The organism is Tenacibaculum sp. 1_MG-2023, from assembly GCF_030547425.1.
In the GTDB taxonomy this organism is placed as follows: Bacteria; Bacteroidota; Bacteroidia; order Flavobacteriales; family Flavobacteriaceae; genus Polaribacter.
On sequence record NZ_JAUORH010000032.1, the window covers coordinates 1 to 19647 of the forward strand.

The window sequence follows — 19647 nt, forward strand, 5'->3', positions numbered from 1 at the left end:
TTATCAATATGATTGATTAGTTTTCTTCTTCTACGATTATAAACACTTCGCTCAATTTTTGATGAAATAGTATCAGGGAAGCTGTCTGAACAGATTATTTTCACTGTCAATGCCCATATATTCAGCAGTAAGATTTAAACTTATTAATTCCAAATCATTTAGCTTTGGCTGTCTTCTTTGGTAGGTTAAAATCTGGTGTTTTGATATTTTTTGTAACACTTTCAATATTCTTTCGTAATTTGCATTTAAGTTGTTCATTGTTAGTGTTTTGTAACTGAAACAAGTTGCTAATTATCAGTAAGATGAACAACTTTTTTATTTTAAATCATAATGCACAACGGGTTAAATTTAAAAATTTTTAACAAAAAAAGTAGGGTTATTTAAATTATAGTTGTTTTATAAACTGTAAGATGTATATAGTATATGACGCTGTTTTAGAATAAAATGCCCCTTCACTTTTACATTTTTTTTGTTTTACTACACTTTTATTCTTGACAGCGTCTTTTTATTAGACTTATAAAGTTATGATATTGTTTGTTTAAGGCTGTTAAAAAACAGCCTTTTTTTAACTTCAATCCACACTTCAAAACAAAATAAAGGCAGTATTTTTGCTTAATGCAAAAAAATAATCAATCAAAGTTAGAGTTCATTGCTTTAATGGCTTCCTTAATGTCATTAGTCGCTTTATCAATAGATGCATTACTACCAGCGTTAGAACAAATAGGAATTAGTATTCGTGTTCAAAAAGAGTCGCATGATAGTCAGTTACTAGTAACCATGATTTTTTTAGGTTTAGGTTTTGGTCAGTTAATTTCTGGACCAATTTCTGATAGTTTAGGAAGAAAAACAGTTATTTATGGAGGTTTTATGCTCTTTGTTATCGCTAGTTTTGTCTGTGTTAATGCTACAAGCATTGAAATGATGGTTTTCGGAAGAATTTTACAAGGAATTGGACTTTCCGCTCCAAGAACTATAAGTATTGCCATGGTTCGTGATAGTTTTAGTGGAAACTATATGGCAAAAATTATGTCATTTATAGTAGTAATATTTATTTTAGTTCCTGTTGTAGCTCCGGCTATAGGTAAATTAATGTTAGATGCCTACGGCTGGAAATCTATATTTTATAGCCAGTTAATATTTGGAGTTTTAGTCATGTTTTGGTTATGGAAACGTCAACCAGAAACACTAAAAGAAGAAAATAGAGTTAAATTTTCTTTTGGTTTATTTTCTGATGGATTAAAGGAGTTTATAAAATACAAACAAGCTACCATTTTTACCTTAATTTCTGGTTTTATTACTGGATCGTTTATGGTGTATTTAAGTGCTTCACAACAAATTTTTCAAGAACAATACTTATTAGTTGATGAGTTTCCTTACATATTTGCTGGATTGGCTATTTCTGTTGGTTTTGCAACTTTCTTAAATGGTTCATTTGTTATGAGGTTTGGAATGCATAAACTTGTATCATTCTTTTTAATTATTTTTTCTATAGTTCCAGTTATTTATATCGTATTATTTTATCAAAAAGAAAATCCAAGTATTGCAATATTATTGGTGTTTTTTGCTTTACAATTTTTTTCAATCGGATTTTTATTTGGGAACCTTCGTGCGTTAGCAATGCAACCTGTTGGACATATTGCAGGAATTGGCGCTGCAATTAACGGTTTTGTGTCCACTATTATGGCTGTACCAATTGCTACTTTAATAGGAAGATATGTTGATACCACTACCCTACCGCTTTTTATAGGTTTTTTTATATGTGGATTATTGTCTTTACTTCTATTAAACTTTACTAAGTTAAAACCCGTAAATGAGTAGTATAATGAACTTAGATGTACTTTACGAAGACAATTATATTCTTTGTGTATCAAAACCTAATAATGTAGTAGTGCATCATGCACACCATTCAAGAAACGTTGCAGATGAAGATTCTTTGTTACAACTAATTCAGCAACAATTCGATCAAAAAATGTATCCTGTTCACCGTCTTGATAGAAAGACATCAGGAATTATATTACTAGCTAAAGAAACAGAATTTGTAGCTAAGTTTCAAGAACTATTTACCAAGAACAAAATACAAAAGACGTATTACGGAATTGTTAGAGGTCATGCTCCTGAAACTAAAATTATAGATTCTCCTGTTAAAGGAAGAGATGCCAATGTGCATAAAAATGCTGAAACACATTTGTTTACTGTAAAAAATATTATAGTAGACATTCCTGTTAAACCTTACGATACATCAAGATATAGTTTAGTTAAGTTACTACCTAAAACAGGAAGGTTACACCAGTTACGGATTCATATGAATAAAATTAGTCACCCTCTAATTGGAGATCCAAAGTATGGTGATAAGAACCATAATACAATGTTTATTGATAATTTTACTTGTGAAAATCTTTTTTTACACGCTCATTCTTTGGAGTTTACGCATCCTTATTCAAATAAAAAACTATCTATAGAAGCAGATTTTTCTAAAGATTGGTATGTGATCTTTGAAAAGTTTAATTGGAGTTTATAAAAAGGTGTATCTCCTATTGTTCTCATTTTCAATAGTTAACCTTAATTAACAGCTATGTGATTTTTGTTTTTTTAAAACAGAAGGCAATATTTTTATCATTTTAACGCTTAGATTATTGATTGTTTAATTAATTAACTTTTTATATGATTTAAATCAAAGAAAAATGAAAAATTTAAAACCCTTCATATTAGCAACAGCAGCAGCCTTATTAATGGTAAGCTGTAGTGATAACGACACTAACCCTGTTGATAATCCAAATGCTAAATTATTTGACACCCATTCTCATGAAGTATGTAGCTATATTGATGGTAACTGGGGACAAAACGCTTACATTGGTTCAACTATTGTAAACCAATCAGAAACAAACTTCTTAAACAACCAAAACGTTAAAATAGCTGATGTATTTAACATTAGTACTGTTCCGTTGCATTTTGCTAAAGGTTCTGGAACAGCAAATGCTATTTCTTATGGTGCTGGTTATGTTATTTTTGGAGAAGAATTATATAATATGGCCTTAAGCCAAGGAGGAAGAATTTCTTGTGCTATGGTTCAAGCTCATGAAATTGGGCATCAGTTACAATACCAAAACAACTTACCTTCAAGGTCAGAAAGCACAGCTAGAGCAACTGAATTAGAAGCTGATGGTTTTGCAGGTTATTATATTAAAAAACCAAATGGATACAACGCTACTTGGACACAAGCAGCACCAGCATATAACTTTGCTGCTTCTATTGGTGACTATAATACAACTAGCCCTGGACACCATGGTACACCTGCGCAACGTCGTTCAGCTTTTCGTTTAGGATATTTACTAGGAGATTATGACTTAACTGTTAGTAGTTTTGATTATAACTTCTTTTATTACTATGATAACTATGTGTTACCGGGAGCTTTACGTCAGGATTTAAAGAAACCAGATAATATTGACGAAGATTTACACAAATTTATCTTATCAAAAATGGAAGAGTTAAGAAAAATTAATTCTGGTGAAATCTCTAAGGAAGAATTTGAGAATTTAAAATAAAAACAAAAACTAATATTTTTAAAAGTTAAATTAATTAAACAATAAAAAAAAGGGTAGCAAAATTTTTGCTACCCTTTTACATTTTATAAAAATAGTTTTTAAATATCTTTAAAAATAGCGTGCATTAAACGTTTTTTATCATTGATGCTCTCTTCAAGGGCAATCATTGTTTCCGTTCTATTTACACCATGAACATCATCTATTCTATAAATAATACCTTTTGCATCATTAGTGTTTTTAGCACGCACTTTACAGAAAATATTATACTTTCCTGCAGTTACGTATGCAACGGTTACATTTGGAATTAAGCGTAAGTTATCAAGCACATGTTGTGTCATAGATGTTTTTTCTAAAAAAATCCCAACATGAGCAATAAACGAATACCCCATTTTTTCATAATTCAAGGTTAATGTAGAGCCTTGAATAATTCCTTCATCTTCCATTTTCTTTACACGTACGTGTATAGTACCCGCAGATACTAACAGTTTTTTTGCGATGTCTGTAAATGGTGTACGAGCATTTTCAATTAAAATGTCTAAAATTTGATGATCAATCTCATCTAGTATGAACTTCTTCATTCTTTTTGTTTTCTTCAAGTAATATTGCTAAAATATGATTTTTTTCTAAAAAAAATAAGTTTTATTTGATAGAAAAAGAATTTTTAACTATTTTTTATGAATTCTTTATGGGATAAATACATAGATAAGTTTCCTTCTTCTTCTTTTGTTAAAACGAGTGCAAATTTATCATTTTCTATACTTTCTACATACTGATATGCGACATCTTTTTTATTATTTTTTGATCGATAAATCACATCATAGAAGTTCTTGATATTGTTAGGAATAGCAAAGTATTTTTCAAAATTATTGAAGTTTTTTGCTAAAGAAATGTGATAAATCCCCTGTAATAGGGCATAAAAGTTATATTTTCTAACCTCCTCCCTGTCGTAATCATTTGCAAAATGACCCGCTTCAATAAGTATAGTATTATGTCCTAACTTTTGAAAATTATCTCCTGTAGCAGTTGGGTAAAATTCATCAGTATAACGACCCACATGATTTGGTATAATTTCTTGTAACAAATTATTCATTGCTACAATTACATTCATGGTTTCCCTTCTTCCTTCAGTAATTGTTCTTGTTTCTTCTTCTGAAGGAGCTAGAAAAGATATTGTTGCTGGGTTTTCTGTTCCTTCAACACCAAAAATGGTTCTTTGATCATGAAGATTGAAGCAAAATTCAGGATTTACTTCTTTTAGAATACTACGCAAAAGTTTACTTTCTTTTGCTTGTAGCTTTACAGCATCTCTATTCAAATCTACATTGTTAGCATTTACACGTGTATACGCTTGTGCCCCGTCTGGGTTTAACATTGGTACAATAGTAATGCTGCAATTAGCTAAAATAGATTGAGTTATTTCGTGGGTAGAAAAACGTTGAATAAAGTTTAAAAAGTCAAATACAGCTTTGGTGCCTGTACTTTCGTTTCCATGCATTTGGCTCCAAATGAGAATTCTTTTTTCTCCTTTTCCTAATTTTAATTGATAAATGGCTCTTCCCTCTTCTGATTCTCCAATAGTTTTTGTTTGAATCTCAGAGTTTTGCAAGCCTAAATATAAAGGCTCTATATCTGTTAATGTTATCCACCTTCCAGATATAGAGTCTTCTTTAATTTTTGAATAATTTTCTTCTAAAAAAGAGCTATTTAAATGTGTCATATCATATTATAACGAAAACCAATCTGCTACCAATTGTTTTTCAATAGGTTCAATAGTTTTGTGTACATAATCATTTTTAGTAATGTCGTACATATAGTCTTTAGACCATTCTTCAATATTATTTGCTAATGCTTGTAAAGACTCACAAATAAATTGTACTTCTTCATTTGTAATTGTTGGGTGTACTGATAAACGTACCCAACCTGGTTTTTCTGTATTACAACCTTCTAAAATTTGCCCTTTTATTTCGTTTGACCTTATTTGATCTACGTTTAGTAAGAAATGACCATAGGTTCCAGCGCATGAGCATCCTCCTCTTGTTTGAATACCAAATCGATCGTTTAATAATTTTACAACTAAGTTGAAGTGATAATTTTCAAAATAGAAAGAAAAAATACTCAAACGATCTTTGTGATTGGGAGCTAAAATTTTAACTCCTTCTAAATTTTCTAAACAATTAAAGATTACAGGATTGATTTCGTCTTCACGCTCTTTTATCTTATCTGTACCAATTTGGTCTTTTACCTGAATACATAAGGCTATTTTAATTGTTTGTAAAAAGGCTGGTGTACCTCCATCTTCACGCGTTTCTACATCGTCAAAATAATCGTGTTGTCCCCAAGGGTTTGTATAGCTAACGGTTCCTCCTCCAGGGTTATCAGGAACCATGTTTTTATACAGTTTTTTATTAAAAATCAATACACCAGAGCTTCCCGGCCCTCCCAAAAATTTGTGTGGCGAAAAGAAAATAGCATCTAAATACTCATCCTCTTTTTCTGGATGCATATTTATATCAACATAAGGTGCAGAACATGCAAAATCAACAAAACATAAACCGCCATAACGATGAATTAATGAGGCTACTTTATGGTAGTCTGTCTTTATGCCTGTTACGTTAGACCCTGCTACTATAGAAGCAATTTTAATAGGTCTATCTAGGTATTTTTTTATGGTTTCTTCAAACTTATCCAAACATACTAAACCTTCATCATTACAAGGAACTACTTCCACATCTGCTATAGTTTCAATCCAAGAAGTTTGGTTTGAGTGGTGTTCCATATGGCTTACAAAAACGATAGGTCTTTTTTCTTCTGGAACTTGTGTGTTTTCTTTTAAATTTTCATTTATTTTTAATCCTAAAATACGTTGAAATTTATTTACAACCCCTGTCATACCAGATCCTTCCGTAATTAACACATCGTTTGAAGATGCATTTACGTGATGTTTGATAATATTACGTGCTTCATGATAAGCTAAAGTCATAGCTGCTCCAGAAGTTGAAGTTTCTGTATGAGTATTGGCTACAAAAGGTCCAAACTTATTTAAAAGCTGCTCTTCTATAGGTCGATATAACCTTCCACTTGCAGTCCAATCTGTATAAATCATTTTCTTTTCGCCATAAGGTGTTTGAAAAGTTTGATCTATACCTACAATATTTTTTCTAAACTTATCAAAATACTGTTCTAAATCCATAGTTGAAATCTCTAGTTGTTTGTAATGTTGCGTAAAATTAGCAGTATACTACTTGTTAGCCTAAAATAGTTATAATATTAACGCATTTATAACACTTTGTTATTAAAGTCTAAATTTACCACCTATTAAAATAGTGTTTTCAAAAAAGTAAAAACTTTGTGAGGCAGAATCAATAGAACTACTTGTAGTTTTAACATCTGGCATATAAATATACCCTCCTTTTAAATCAGCTTGAACAAAAAAGTGCTTTAAGAAAGTAATATTTAAACCTCCACCAATAGAAGCTCCGTACCCAGATAAATGAAAGTCATCATGACGATCCATTCCTAATAAAGTTGTATTAGTTCTTGGATACAAAATTCCCATTCCTACTCCTTCTGTTAAGTTGATTTGTAAGTTTTCTAAGTTTAAACCAAACCAGTGACTTACGTCATCAAAACGTTTTACTTCTACGTTTACGTAATTTAAACCGTCCGTATGCTCAAAACGTAAAAAGTCAGCGGCTAAATTGATAGTTTCATTATTGTATGTTCCATCATATTTAGCATTTCCTGTATTAATATTTCCATTAATCTTTACATCCTGGTCGGCTATCATTACATATTTCATATGGTCTACCCCAATAGAAATGGTGTAATTTTCTTTAAAGAAATACCCTATTCTATAATTTGTTTGCGGAATAGTTACTCTTCCTGGATTGAAGTAATCATTAAATGAAAATTTTGTTTGTCTGTCTTGAGCTTTTACATTTTGTAAAGTAAAATCGTAATTAGCTCCTTTAAAACGAATATCTGAATTAGAATAACTAGCCCAGTTCCATCCCCAATAAACGAAGAATTTTCCTTTGTTAGTTACTTTTTTCTTTGGAAGAATTTCCTCGTTTTTCTCCTGTGCTATTATTGATACTGAAGCGACCAGCATTAATAAACTTACTATTTTTAATTTCAAAAAACTATTGTATTATTTGTTGTATTTCAGTGATAAATCTTTTAGCTAAAGCATCTGCATCATCTTGACTAGTACTTTCTGTATAAATTCTGATAATAGGCTCAGTATTCGATTTACGTAAATGTACCCATTCCTCAGCAAAATCAATTTTTACTCCGTCAATCGTATTTACATCTTCGTTTTTATAGTTATTAGCCATCGTTTCTAAAATCTTGTCAACATCAATTTGTGGTGTTAATTGGATTTTATTTTTACTCATAAAATAGCTAGGATATGAATCTCTTAACTCTTTACAAGGTGTTTTTTTATGTGCTAAATGTGATAAGAATAAAGCTACTCCAACTAATGAATCGCGTCCATAGTGAGATTCTGGGTAAATAATACCTCCGTTACCTTCTCCTCCAATCACTGTATTGGTATCTTTCATCATTTGTACTACGTTCACCTCTCCTACTGCACTAGCTGTGTATCTTCCTCCATGTTTTTCAGTAACATCACGTAAAGCTCTTGAAGAAGATAGGTTAGAAACTGTATTACCACCACCTAATTGACCTAATACATAATCGGCACAAGCTACTAAAGTGTATTCTTCTCCGAACATAGATCCGTCTTCAGAAATTAAAGCCAAACGATCTACATCGGGATCTACTACAATACCCAAATCAGCCTTTTCTTTAACTACTAATTCAGAAATATCTGTTAAGTGTTCTTTTAAGGGTTCTGGATTGTGTGGAAAGTGTCCATTTGGCTCACAGTATAATTCTACACAGTTTACGCCTAACTCTTCTAACAATGCAGGTATTGCTATACCTCCTGTAGAGTTTACACCATCAACAACTACTTTAAAGTTAGCATTTTTTATAGCTTCTACGTCTACTAAATTAAGTTTTAAGACTTCTTTTATGTGTTTCTTTATATAATCTTTCTTTTTCTTATACACTCCTAAGTCATCAACTTGAGCAAACTCAATAGTAGCATCATTTTCAGCGATCTTTAAAATTTCTGCTCCATCCTCACCATTTAAAAACTCTCCTTTTCCATTTAAAAGCTTTAAGGCATTCCATTGCTTAGGGTTGTGTGATGCGGTTAAAATGATACCTCCATCAGCTTTTTCAAGAGGAACAGCTACTTCAACAGTTGGTGTAGTTGATAACCCTAAATCGATTACATCAATTCCTAAACCAACTAAGGTATTAGCTACTAAGTTACTTATCATTTTACCCGATATACGAGCGTCTCGACCTATAACTATCGTTATTTTTTCTTTCCTTGAGTTTTTCTTTTTTATAAATGTACCATAAGCAGCAGCGAATTTTACTGTATCTATAGGTGTTAAATTATCACCTGTATTTCCGCCTATGGTACCTCTAATACCTGATATAGATTTAATAAGTGTCATATTAATTTTAATTGATGAGCAAATATAAAGCTATTTAAGAAAGTAACCTTTAAATGGGATAGCTTTAACTGTAACATTTGTTACATAGGGAACTAAAAAAACCGTTAAGTTTAAAACTTAACGGTTTATAATTTTTAAGAAGTTGTAAGAATTATTTTCCTTCCATTTTCTTCTTTAATTCAGCTAATCCACCGATATCTCCTAAAGTAGTTTTTTCTACATCTTGAGCTTTAGCAGCAGCAGCTTTAATGTTCTTTTGTTCTTCTTCTCTAAAGATAGAAGTGTGAGAAACAACAATTCTACGGTACTCTTTACTAAACTCAGTTACTTGGAACTTAGTTTCGTCACCTTTAGCTAATTTACCTCCGTCTTCTTTTTCTAAGAAACGAGTTGGAGCGAAAGCTTCAACACCATCAGCAAATACTACAGTTGCACCTTTATCATTTTTCTCTTTGATAGTACCTTCGTGCATAGATCCGATTTTGTACGTAGCTTCATGAGCATCCCAAGGGTTATCTTGAGTTTGCTTATGACCTAAGTTTAATTTACGGTTTTCTACATCTAATTCTAATACTTGTACTTCTAATTGATCACCTACAGTTACGAAATCTGATGGATGCTTAATTTTCTTAGTCCAAGATAAATCAGAGATATACACTAATCCGTCGATACCTTCTTCTAACTCTACAAATACACCAAAGTTAGTGTAGTTACGTACAGTACCAGTGTGTTTAGAACCTACTGGATATTTAGTAGTGATATCTGTCCATGGATCTGGGTGTAATTGCTTCATACCTAAAGACATTTTACGCTCTTCGCGGTCTAATGTTAAGATTTGAGCCTCTACTTCATCACCAACTTTTACGAAATCTTGCGCAGAACGTAAGTGTGTTGACCATGACATTTCAGATACGTGGATTAATCCTTCTACTCCTTCTTCAACCTCTACAAATGCACCATAATCAGCTAAAACAACTACTTTACCTTTTACTTTATCACCAACTTTTAAGTCAGAGTTTAAAGCTTCCCAAGGGTGAGCAGATAATTGTTTTAATCCTAATTGAATTCTTGACTTGTTATCATCAAAGTCTAAGATTACAACGTTTAATTTTTGATCTAATTCAACAACTTCATTCGGGTGGTTGATACGAGACCAAGATAAATCAGTAATGTGAACTAATCCGTCAACACCTCCTAAGTCAACAAATACACCGTAAGAAGTAATGTTTTTAACAACACCTTCTAGTACTTGTCCTTTTTCTAATTGACCGATAATTTCACGTTTTTGATCTTCTAAATCAGCTTCAATTAATGCTTTATGAGATACTACTACGTTTTTAAATTCGTGGTTGATTTTCACAACTTTGAATTCCATAGTTTTCTCTACATATTGATCGTAGTCACGGATAGGCTTCACATCAATTTGAGAACCTGGTAAGAATGCTTCAATACCAAATACATCAACGATCATACCTCCACGAGTTCTACATTTAACAAAACCGTTAACGATTTCACCTGTTTCGTGTGCATTGTTAACACGATCCCAAGCTTTGATTACACGTGCTTTTTTGTGAGATAATACTAATTGACCAGAAGCATCTTCTCTTTTGTCAACTAATACTTCTACTTTGTCTCCAACAGCTAAACTTGGGTTGTAACGGAACTCGTTTAACGAAATTACACCCTCTGACTTAGAATTAATGTCAATAATAGCATCACGATCAGTAATACGTACTACTTCACCTTCAATAACGTCGCGTTCGTTTACGAACCCTACAGTACCTTCTAAGGCTTTTTCAAATTCTTGTAATTTAGACTCGTCAACTTCATCAATACCTTCTTCGTATTTGTGCCAGTTAAAGGTTGCTAAAAATTCTGCTGGATTTACAGCTTCTGCTGTGTTTTTTGTTTCTTCAGACATGTCTGAAATAAATATTTGTATCTTTTTGTTAACCAGATTTCTAACGATACTAACGCCAAGAGAAATTAAACTTAATAAATGTTATTTTCTACCCTTTTTAAATCTGTACTCGTAAAAAGGCGTGCAAATTTACGAATAATTATTGAAGTTACCTAAAATGTTTTGGTTTTTAGCAAGTTAGTTAATTATACTGATGGTTCTATATTAATAATCGTCATCAGGTTGTGGTTTAAGTAAGAATTTCGAAACCACTTTGTCATCTAACTTCATAAAATCGTTGTAAAGTACTTTTGTTACTTCCTCACTAGATTTTTTATCTTTTAATAAGTCGTAGGCTTTAGCAGGTGAATCTTTTATAACATCTTTTACAAGCTCCTTCCCTATTTCTATTATTTCAGATTTTGGGAAACCTCTTTCTACAAAAGGTTTAACATTTGCTACAACACTAATTGCTGCTCCTTTGCAAATATTTTCTTTTGTTGGTATTGTTTGTTGACTGTTTTGAGAAAACAGCTGAAAAGAGAGAAAAAGAAACGCGACAATTAACAAGTTTTTTAGTTTCATGTTCATTTTTTTAGTTAATTATTAAAACACTAAATTAATACATTTCAGATTGTTACGAAAGTAAAATATTAACTTAAGTGCACTTAGTATATATTAAAATAATTTTTATTATTCCACTTCTTTTATCTCTACCTTAAACAAATTTTCAAAAGTTTCGAAAATGTTTTCAGCTTCTTTTTTACGTACTGAAATGGTGTACTCGCAGTCTAATTCTAATTTTTGATTAATGATATTCAAGTTTCGTTCTTTAATAATACGTTGCACCTTGTTCATCATATCGTAACCAAACTTTAGTTTATAATGAATATCGATGGTTTTTTCTACAATTTCAGAAGCTTCCAAAGCAAGTTGCGCAGAAGTCCGATAGGCATTAATCAATCCTCCCACTCCAAGTTTTGTTCCACCAAAATAACGTACAGAAACAATTAAAATATTGGTTACCTTAAAAGATTGTATTTGTCCGTAAATTGGTTGACCAGCAGAATTACTAGGTTCTCCATCATCATTTGCTCTAAATCGGATTTTTTCAGTTCCTAATTGCCACGCATAACAATGATGACGCGCCGTATGATGCTGCTTACGAAGTTCTTCTAAGCGTTCTTTGATATCTTCTTCAGAAAAAACAGGAAAGGCATACCCGAAAAACTTGCTGTTTCGGTCTTTAAACAAGGTTTCTTCCGAAGGTTTTGTAATTGTTTTGTAAGTGTCTTTTATCTCTTCATTCATTACGCCGAAACTACTAATAAAATACTAATTATGGCAAGCCCAATACCAATCCAATTTTTCTTAACCAATTTTTCTTTAAAAAACGCAAGAGCAAACACTGTGGTTAGTATCACTATTGACACATTATTTATAGTAAAAACTGTAGAACTTTCGAGTCCTTTTGTTTGTAATGCTTTTAATAGATACTCCATAGAATAATAGTTAGAAATCCCTAAAACAATTCCTCCAAGTAGTGTTTTCCATTCAAAACGTCCTTTTTTATTTAGTAATTGAGCTATAAAAATAAAAAACCCAAAAAGCAACGCACAGCCAAAAATAGTTGACAGAAACATAGGTACGGCTTCTTTAGCTACATAAGTGGTTTCTGTGTACTTTAATAATGTATCAATACTCCCTGAACCTAAAAAAAGCAATAGCGGAAACAACAAATTCTTAAACTTCACAGGAGAAGTATCACTTTTAGCAGAGGATAAGTACACAGCTACTAACGCTAAAATTATCCCAATAATTTTTACAGTACCTATACTCTCATTATATAAGAAGATTCCAATAACTACAGGGATTACTACTGACATTTTTCCCGCTACTGAAGCTACTGAGAGTCCATTTTTTTGTGCTGTAATTCCCATTATATTAAATACAGCGATAAATAAAAAACCTAAAATAAAAGCACCTAAAAACCAAGGTTGACCTGGTATCTCAGTGACTGGTATAGAAACTTCTGTATGGACAAATCCAAAAGACAACGCTACGGCATAGTTTAAAACAATGGCCTGTGAAGTATTTACTTTACAAACATCAAAAAGTTTAAAAATAACAAATAGTAAACTGGAAATAAGAATGCTAAAAATTAAGTATATCACGATGCAAACTCTTTTCGTTTTAGTAAATCAACTACATCCTCTGTTTTTGGACAGTTATTCCATACATGGATACCCAACTGTTGTGCAGTATCGGTATTTTCTTTGGTGTCATCTATAAAGAAAGTTTCAGAAGGTTGTAAGTCGTTCTTTTGTAATACAAATTCAAAGATATTTGCGTTTGGTTTTCTAAAGTTGACTTCATGCGATAAATAAAACTGCTCAAAACAGTCCTTGAACTCACTATACAACTCCTTACCCCATTCATTTTGAATCCAAGAAATATGTAAGTCGTTGGTGTTACTTAGTAAAAACAAACGATACTGGTTACTAGCTGATAATTCTTTTAAAAAACTCAATCGGTGTTTAGGAAAATCTAATAAAATGGCATTCCAAGAACGGATTAAGTCTTCTTTTGAAATGTTGAACTTATCATGGAAAAAAGACACAAACTCATCAGTAGAAATTAATCCCATTTCATACTGATAATATTGTTGCATCATTTCTTCAGAAATTTCAGTAACTCCTAATTTTGTAAGTTCTTTATAAGTTGCTTCTTTGTCTAAATTGATGAATACATCACCAAAATCAAAAATGATGTTTTTAATCATTCCTATATATTCTTAATATGTCGTTGTCTATTCTTTCTTCGGAAGATAGCTTAGCGTCAAAAATTGGACGCTTCACTCCTTCTCCAAAGTTTACATCACCAATAAACACTTTAGCTTCATCCCATAAATTTGCATCGATAAATGTTTGTAATGTTTGTACCCCTCCTTCAATAATTACCGATTGTATTTGATGTTTATATAAAATCTCGCAAATTTGTTTTGCTACTTGAGAAGAAAAATCGATTTGTTCGTAAATGAGTTTTTGAGATTTCTCACTATCGTTCGAAATGATACCTATTTCCTTCTCTGCTTCTGTTATAATTATTGTTTGTACGTTTTCATCAAAAACAGTTACCTCTGACGGGATTCGCAAGTTTTTATCAATAACAACTCTTACAGGGTTGTTGCCTTTCCAGCTACGAACAGTTAATGACGGATTGTCTGCTATCACTGTATTAGTTCCCACCAAAATAGCATGTTCTTCACTACGCCATTTATGCACTAGCTGTTGAGAATATTTATTGGAAATCCATACTGGTTTTTGTTCATCTTTGGTTAAAGGAGCTATAAATCCGTTTTTGGTTTCGGCCCACTTTAAAATAATATATGGACGTTTTTTATTTTGAACGGTAAAAAAACGTTTGTGGTGTTCTTTACAAGCTTCTTCACAAACACCTACTATCACATTTCTACCAGCTTTTCTAAGTCGCTCAATACCTTTACCCGCTACTAAACTATTTGTATCTACACAGCCTATAACAACATTAGGTATTTCTTTTTTGATTATTAAATCAGCACATGGTGGTGTTTTTCCATGATGTGAACAAGGTTCTAGCGTTACATAAATAGTTGCTTCTTTTAATAGTTCTTGATTTTGAACTGAGTTAATAGCATTTACTTCAGCATGTGGCCCACCGTAAGGAGAAGTAAAACCTTCTCCTATAACTTTGTCATTATAGACAATCACGGCTCCTACTGATGGATTTGGTCGCGTAGTTCCTACCCCTTTTTTTGCCAGTTGTAAACAACGTTGTATATACTTTTTGTGATTCACAGCTTTAAAATTTAATTTTTATGTCTTCTACTTTATCAATAGAATATATATGTGAAAAACCTAAAACTTTATATTTTAAACCTCCTTTAAAATGAATTTTTAGACGTTGATTTATCAAAGAGTTTAAAATCCCTCCTAAAATTCCGTTTTTATTATTTTCAAATACCCTTTTTGAAGGTATTACCACTTTTAACGGAATATGAAATTCTTTACGAGCAGGAACTTTAAATTCTTCAGAAGAAACTTGTGCTACTTCTACTTGATCAATGAAAACTTTAATCTCATCAGTAGCAATTTTGCCTCCTATATCATTTGGGTTCTCAAAATAAGCATTAGCACCAATTTTTACAGTATCAATAGAAGCGGATAAAAGCTTTATGTCATCAACTTTTAAAAAGATTGGTTTTTGTTTTACCGAGCAACTAATCATTAGTAATAAAAAAGGTGAAAAATAAATGAATTTCTTCATAAAAACTCGTGTTTTTTTGGGTACTTTGCTCTTGCAAAAGTACTATATTCCTATGACACCATCTGATTTTATTATTAGAGAAATAAAACCACAAGATAATGCCGAAATGGCTAACGTAATTCGTGAAGTATTAATCGAACTTGACGCTCCTAAAGTAGGAACTGCTTACGAAGATAAAGCTACTGATGAAATGTATGAGAGCTATCAAAAAGAAAAAGCGGGGTATTTTGTTGTTGAGCATAAAGGAATTATTGTAGGTGGCGCAGGTTTTGCTCAATTGGATAACTTTGAAGGAAGTGTTTGTGAATTTCAAAAAATGTATTTTTTACCTATAGCAAGAGGTAAAGGTTTAGGAAGCAAACTAATCAACTTCTGTTTGAATAAGGCTAAAGAAGAAGGTTTTAAGCAATGTTATTTAGAAACCTTACCATATATGAAAGCTGCAACAAAACTATATCGAAAAAATGGTTTTATAGATTTAGAAAAACCATTAGGAAACACAGGTCATTATTCTTGTAATGTGTGGATGTTAAAAGATTTATAAAATCACTTTATAGAAATGCTATTAAAACAATACAAATCTTACTTTTCAGAACAGTTAAGTTCAATTTTTCCTCAGACAGAAATTAATACTTTTTTCTTTCTATTGATAAAAGAATATTTAGGCTTTCAACGCATAGATCTTACACTTCAACCTACTTTTGAAGTTCTTTCTGATAAAAAGAGGTTGTTAGATGAAGCTTTAGCTCGGTTAAAAAAAGAAGAACCTATCCAATACATATTAGGTAAAACGGAATTTTATGGACTTCCGTTTAATGTTGATAAAAACACACTAATTCCACGTCCTGAAACTGAAGAATTGGTTGAATGGATAGTTAAAGAAGTTGAAAAATCTCAAAAACTATTATTTATACTAGATATTGGAACTGGTACTGGTTGTATCCCTATTAGCCTAAAAAAACAGCTTCCTAATATGAACGTAAGTGCTGTTGATGTTTCTGAAAAGGCTTTGATTGTTGCTAAAAAAAATGCAGAATTAAATGATGTTGAAGTTTCTTTTATGCTTCAAGATATTTTAAAAACTAAAGTATTAAATAGTAAATTTGATATTATTGTTTCTAATCCTCCTTATGTACGTGAATTAGAAAAAGCTGAAATGAAAAATAATGTATTAGAAAACGAGCCGCACTTGGCTTTGTTTGTTGAAGATAACAATCCATTACTTTTCTATAAAAAAATAGCCGATTTAGCTAAAAATAATTTAACTAAAACCGGACTACTTTTTTTTGAAATTAATCAATATCTAAGTAAAGAGACTGTTGAAATGTTAAAAGATAAAGGTTTTACTAAAATTGAACTTAGAAAAGATTTATTCGGTAATAATAGAATGATTAAAGCTAGTTTATAACTTCCCTTATTCACTGAGTTTAACTTACTCCAAAAAACCTTTTAAAAAACGAACCTTTTTTTGTGTTATCTTTTATAAACATATTTAAATCATTATAATCAGATATTAAATACTCTACATACGTATCATAATCTGTATTTTTTGCATCCAAAAAACCAGTTAAGAACTTTTCAGAAGCCTCAACATCTTTCAATCCCTCTATTTCTAAAAGCTTTTTGTATAAGGGGGTTATTTCATTTATAGCCTTTTTAGGTGCAGCCTTTCTTATACCTTTATAATGAGTTACTTCTCCTTTTTCATTTTCTTTAACAATAAAATCTGTCATAACCCAATAATACCTTCCCGATTTAGCTAAATTCTTAACAAAGGCTACCATATTTCTTTTTTCTTTTAGCCTTTGCCACATTAGCTTAAATATAATTTTTGGCATATCTGGGTGTCTAACAATGTTATGTCCCGATCCTGCTAGCTCATGAACTTCGTATCCGCATGAATTTACAAAGTCTTCATTACAATATTCAATAACACCTCTAGTATCAGTTATACTTAAAAGTATAGCATTATCATTTAATTTAATTTCAGTATCAATAGGTACTGGTTTTGGTAATTTTGGTTTTCTTTTTTGATTCTCCCTTGTTTGAGAATCCCATTTTTTTTGATAATTATTAGTTGTCATATTATTGAATGATTTTTGAGTTTGTAAGGTATAAATCGTTTTTTTTAAGCTTTAATACTATACAGATTGCGGGGGAGCATCAAAAAAACATACAACTATGAAAAGAAGTAATCTTAATAATTTCACAGATAACCTTAACACAGCTTGACACAAACATAAAAAGCATCTTTATATATATATATGATAAATATCATACTTTAAAAAGTGTTATTATTTTATGGTGTTATTGTTTTATTATTTTTTTATTAAAAAAAGTAATTCATCTCTTAACACTTGTTTTGGTTAACTAATTGTTTTCTACACGTATAAATTTGTTAAAAAAATCACAAAGCAATAGCTGTGAAAAAAAATAAAAAAAAAGGTAGTATTTTTGTGACCCTTTCTAAAAAAACAGTGTCTTAAACAAAGAAGGGAAACAAAAAGAAAACAATTAATATTACAAAGTCTTTAAACTTAAATGGGGGAAGTAAGCTTACAAACATTAATAGAAGGATCTGAAGCAGACAAAGGAATTGTTTTTGATTCTGAAGGACAGGTAATTGATTCTTATAATATTTCTAAAGAAAGTAACATAGCAGCTATGGCTAGTGTTATTCTTACAATGGCTGATGAATTTTTTCAAGACACTTTAGAGTCTGAAAATCTTAATCAAATAGTTTTAACTTCGAATGAAGGACTTGTTGTTGTTAATAAATATGATAACAACCATATTGTTTGTCTTTTAAGTAGTGACGTTTCTAAGTTAGCTATGATTAAATTAACACTTAAAAAAATAACTCTTCAATAAATACTTTTTAATTAATTATTACCAATAACCATTTTACAATGAAAGAAATTTTAAATGATTTTATCGAAAACCTAAAAAGTAATGTTCCTGGGTTTATTGCAGTTTCAGTTACAGATGTTAGTTCTGGAGAAGCTTATGATTCATTTACAAAAGATGAAAGTTTTGATCCAAATTTAGCATCAGCTTACAATTTAGAAGTTGTTAAAGCTAAATTAAAAGCTATTGAAGCATTAGAGTTAAATGAAGAAATTAAAGACATTACTATTACCTTATCTAGCCAAGTACATATTATCAATATTGCTCCTAGTGGCGCCTATTTTGTTTACTTAGCAGTGGATTCTAAAGACGCTAACTTAGGTATTACAAAAGCTTTATTAAATAAGTATAAAGTAGAGTTAAATAACGCTTTATAAAAAATATAACGGAGTGAAAAATACAAATCATTTACATATAGATAAACCCTTAAAAAAACACCTTAACCAAACCTTAAAGGAGTTTCGTAAGTTTAGATTTTCTGAAGGGGAATTAAAATCCGAAAAAAAGAAAGGAAAAGACTTTTTCGGATTCTTATTCAAAGAATATGACAGTATGAATGATTTAGTAAAAGATATGTTTTAAAAGTGCTTAATAAGCACTTTTTTTATGCTCTTAAATGTTTGTTTCAGCTTGTCAACTAATAACTTTATTTCTTCCTCATTATAACTAGAAAAACCAATTCGGATTGCATTATGTTTTTTATTAGCCAAATCATAACGCTGCCACTCCCCTATTTCAAGTTGATATTTTCTGGCTTCTTTTGAAACTTCATACCAAGAATATTCTTTGTTTAAATAACCCCAAATAGCCATTCCTCCTTTAGGAATATTAAACTGAAAATAACCTCCTAATTCTTCTTTTAATAATTTACAAAACAAGTCTCTGCGCTGTAAATATATTTTCATTAATTTACGTATATGCCTATCTAAATCACCTGATTTAATAAACTCTGCAAAAGTTAGCTCAAGCAAAGCATCTCCTTGCCTATCAATATAACCTCTTAGTTTAGCTGCTTCATTAACAAAGTCTTCAGAAGCTACTAAATACCCAATCCTAAAAACAGAAGCTACAGTTTTACAAACGGAACCTATATAAATTACATTTCCACAATTATCATGGCTCGCTAATGGTAAAATAGGAGCATGATCATAATTAAAATCATAATCATCTTCAATAATTGCAAAACTGTATTTCCGAGCTAGATTTAATAAATGAATTCTCCTTTCAGCAGATAAAGTAACAGTTGTAGGATGATGATGGTGTGAGGTAACGTAAACTGCCTTTACAGGTTGTTTTTTACATAATTTTTCAATTTGATCTATTACAAGACCATTCTCATCAACTGAAGCTCTTTTAATTTGTGCTTTTTGATATTCAAAAACCCGTTGTGCATTTTAAATAATGCTAATTTTAATATTGTTAATATTTCTATCAAAAACAAATTTATTGATGTATT

21 protein-coding genes and 2 pseudogenes are annotated in these 19647 nt (G+C 30.9%); 8 read left to right on the forward strand and 15 right to left on the reverse strand.

Annotation, left to right across the window (positions count from 1 at the left end; translation table 11 throughout):
* A pseudogene (locus tag Q4517_RS14730) lies at positions 1-258 on the reverse strand (IS982 family transposase); the annotation flags it as partial.
* A 357-nt stretch (positions 259-615) separates the two neighbouring features.
* Between Q4517_RS14730 and Q4517_RS14735 the strand changes: the two are divergent.
* The 3 genes from Q4517_RS14735 to Q4517_RS14745 all read left to right on the forward strand — a co-directional run bounded on the left by Q4517_RS14735 (position 616) and on the right by Q4517_RS14745 (position 3542).
* Positions 616-1818 (forward strand): multidrug effflux MFS transporter, encoded by a 1203-nt coding sequence (locus Q4517_RS14735; protein ID WP_303510972.1) that lies wholly within the window; start codon positions 616-618, stop codon positions 1816-1818.
* A complete protein-coding gene (locus Q4517_RS14740; RefSeq protein ID WP_368506473.1) occupies positions 1811-2518 on the forward strand; it encodes a pseudouridine synthase in 708 nt (235 codons plus the stop codon). Before Q4517_RS14735 ends, Q4517_RS14740 begins: the two co-directional genes overlap by 8 nt.
* A gap of 163 nt (positions 2519-2681) precedes the next feature.
* Positions 2682-3542 (forward strand): metalloprotease, encoded by an 861-nt coding sequence (locus tag Q4517_RS14745; RefSeq protein WP_303510974.1) that lies wholly within the window; start codon positions 2682-2684, stop codon positions 3540-3542.
* 98 nt (positions 3543-3640) lie between these two features.
* On the opposite strand, the gene Q4517_RS14750 is transcribed toward Q4517_RS14745, so the two are convergent.
* The 12 genes from Q4517_RS14750 to Q4517_RS14805 form a co-directional block, all read right to left on the reverse strand.
* On the reverse strand, positions 3641-4120 hold the full coding sequence (locus Q4517_RS14750) for an Lrp/AsnC family transcriptional regulator (RefSeq protein ID WP_303510976.1): 480 nt from the start codon (positions 4118-4120) through the stop codon (positions 3641-3643).
* 83 nt (positions 4121-4203) lie between these two features.
* Entirely contained in the window at positions 4204-5259 is a 1056-nt protein-coding gene (locus Q4517_RS14755) for a M14 family zinc carboxypeptidase (RefSeq protein ID WP_303510979.1), read from the reverse strand.
* A gap of 6 nt (positions 5260-5265) precedes the next feature.
* Positions 5266-6732 (reverse strand): aminotransferase class V-fold PLP-dependent enzyme, encoded by a 1467-nt coding sequence (locus Q4517_RS14760; protein ID WP_303510982.1) that lies wholly within the window; start codon positions 6730-6732, stop codon positions 5266-5268.
* Positions 6733-6834: 102 nt separating this feature from the next.
* Positions 6835-7653 carry a hypothetical protein gene (locus Q4517_RS14765; protein ID WP_408034062.1) on the reverse strand — a complete coding sequence of 273 codons (819 nt, stop codon included), beginning with the start codon at positions 7651-7653 and terminating at the stop codon, positions 6835-6837.
* Positions 7654-7684: 31 nt separating this feature from the next.
* Complete coding sequence (gene glmM / locus Q4517_RS14770; RefSeq protein ID WP_303510986.1) at positions 7685-9079, reverse strand: phosphoglucosamine mutase; 1395 nt, start codon at positions 9077-9079, stop codon at positions 7685-7687.
* Between the two features lie 151 nt (positions 9080-9230).
* Entirely contained in the window at positions 9231-11000 is a 1770-nt protein-coding gene (gene rpsA, locus Q4517_RS14775; RefSeq protein WP_303510989.1) for a 30S ribosomal protein S1, read from the reverse strand.
* A gap of 204 nt (positions 11001-11204) precedes the next feature.
* Positions 11205-11564 (reverse strand): hypothetical protein, encoded by a 360-nt coding sequence (locus tag Q4517_RS14780; RefSeq protein WP_147300526.1) that lies wholly within the window; start codon positions 11562-11564, stop codon positions 11205-11207.
* A gap of 108 nt (positions 11565-11672) precedes the next feature.
* Positions 11673-12290 (reverse strand): YigZ family protein, encoded by a 618-nt coding sequence (locus tag Q4517_RS14785; RefSeq protein WP_303510993.1) that lies wholly within the window; start codon positions 12288-12290, stop codon positions 11673-11675.
* Positions 12290-13153: an EamA family transporter gene (locus tag Q4517_RS14790; protein ID WP_303510994.1), complete on the reverse strand. Its 864-nt coding sequence runs from the start codon at positions 13151-13153 to the stop codon at positions 12290-12292. The genes Q4517_RS14785 and Q4517_RS14790 overlap by 1 nt, the downstream gene beginning before the upstream one ends.
* A complete protein-coding gene (locus Q4517_RS14795) occupies positions 13150-13761 on the reverse strand; it encodes an HAD family phosphatase (protein ID WP_303510996.1) in 612 nt (203 codons plus the stop codon). Before Q4517_RS14795 ends, Q4517_RS14790 begins: the two co-directional genes overlap by 4 nt.
* The gene (gene ribD / locus Q4517_RS14800) at positions 13754-14815 is read right to left on the reverse strand and encodes a bifunctional diaminohydroxyphosphoribosylaminopyrimidine deaminase/5-amino-6-(5-phosphoribosylamino)uracil reductase RibD (protein WP_303510998.1); all 1062 of its coding nucleotides are present in this window, start codon (positions 14813-14815) and stop codon (positions 13754-13756) included. Before ribD ends, Q4517_RS14795 begins: the two co-directional genes overlap by 8 nt.
* Before the next feature lie 4 nt (positions 14816-14819).
* Positions 14820-15284 carry an LEA type 2 family protein gene (locus Q4517_RS14805; protein ID WP_303511001.1) on the reverse strand — a complete coding sequence of 155 codons (465 nt, stop codon included), beginning with the start codon at positions 15282-15284 and terminating at the stop codon, positions 14820-14822.
* A gap of 52 nt (positions 15285-15336) precedes the next feature.
* Between Q4517_RS14805 and Q4517_RS14810 the strand changes: the two genes are divergently transcribed.
* Complete coding sequence (locus tag Q4517_RS14810) at positions 15337-15828, forward strand: GNAT family N-acetyltransferase (protein WP_303511018.1); 492 nt, start codon at positions 15337-15339, stop codon at positions 15826-15828.
* Between the two features lie 15 nt (positions 15829-15843).
* Entirely contained in the window at positions 15844-16692 is an 849-nt protein-coding gene (gene prmC / locus Q4517_RS14815; RefSeq protein WP_303511004.1) for a peptide chain release factor N(5)-glutamine methyltransferase, read from the forward strand.
* 19 nt (positions 16693-16711) lie between these two features.
* Here prmC and Q4517_RS14820 read toward each other — a convergent pair whose 3' ends face one another.
* A complete protein-coding gene (locus Q4517_RS14820; RefSeq protein WP_303511007.1) occupies positions 16712-17368 on the reverse strand; it encodes a PAS domain-containing protein in 657 nt (218 codons plus the stop codon).
* Between the two features lie 457 nt (positions 17369-17825).
* On the opposite strand from Q4517_RS14820, the gene Q4517_RS14825 reads away from it, so the two are divergent.
* The 3 genes from Q4517_RS14825 to Q4517_RS14835 are packed head-to-tail and all read left to right on the forward strand — an operon-like array spanning position 17826 to position 18773.
* On the forward strand, positions 17826-18155 hold the full coding sequence (locus Q4517_RS14825) for a hypothetical protein (RefSeq protein ID WP_303511009.1): 330 nt from the start codon (positions 17826-17828) through the stop codon (positions 18153-18155).
* Positions 18156-18193: 38 nt separating this feature from the next.
* Complete coding sequence (locus Q4517_RS14830) at positions 18194-18568, forward strand: hypothetical protein (RefSeq protein ID WP_303511010.1); 375 nt, start codon at positions 18194-18196, stop codon at positions 18566-18568.
* A gap of 13 nt (positions 18569-18581) precedes the next feature.
* Positions 18582-18773, forward strand: coding sequence for a hypothetical protein (locus Q4517_RS14835; RefSeq protein ID WP_303511013.1), 192 nt, complete (start codon positions 18582-18584; stop codon positions 18771-18773).
* Here the strand turns inward: Q4517_RS14835 and Q4517_RS14840 are convergent.
* A pseudogene (locus Q4517_RS14840) lies at positions 18770-19564 on the reverse strand (PLP-dependent aminotransferase family protein); the annotation flags it as partial. The gene Q4517_RS14835 and the pseudogene Q4517_RS14840 overlap by 4 nt on opposite strands.
* Between the last annotated feature and the right edge of the window lie 83 nt (positions 19565-19647).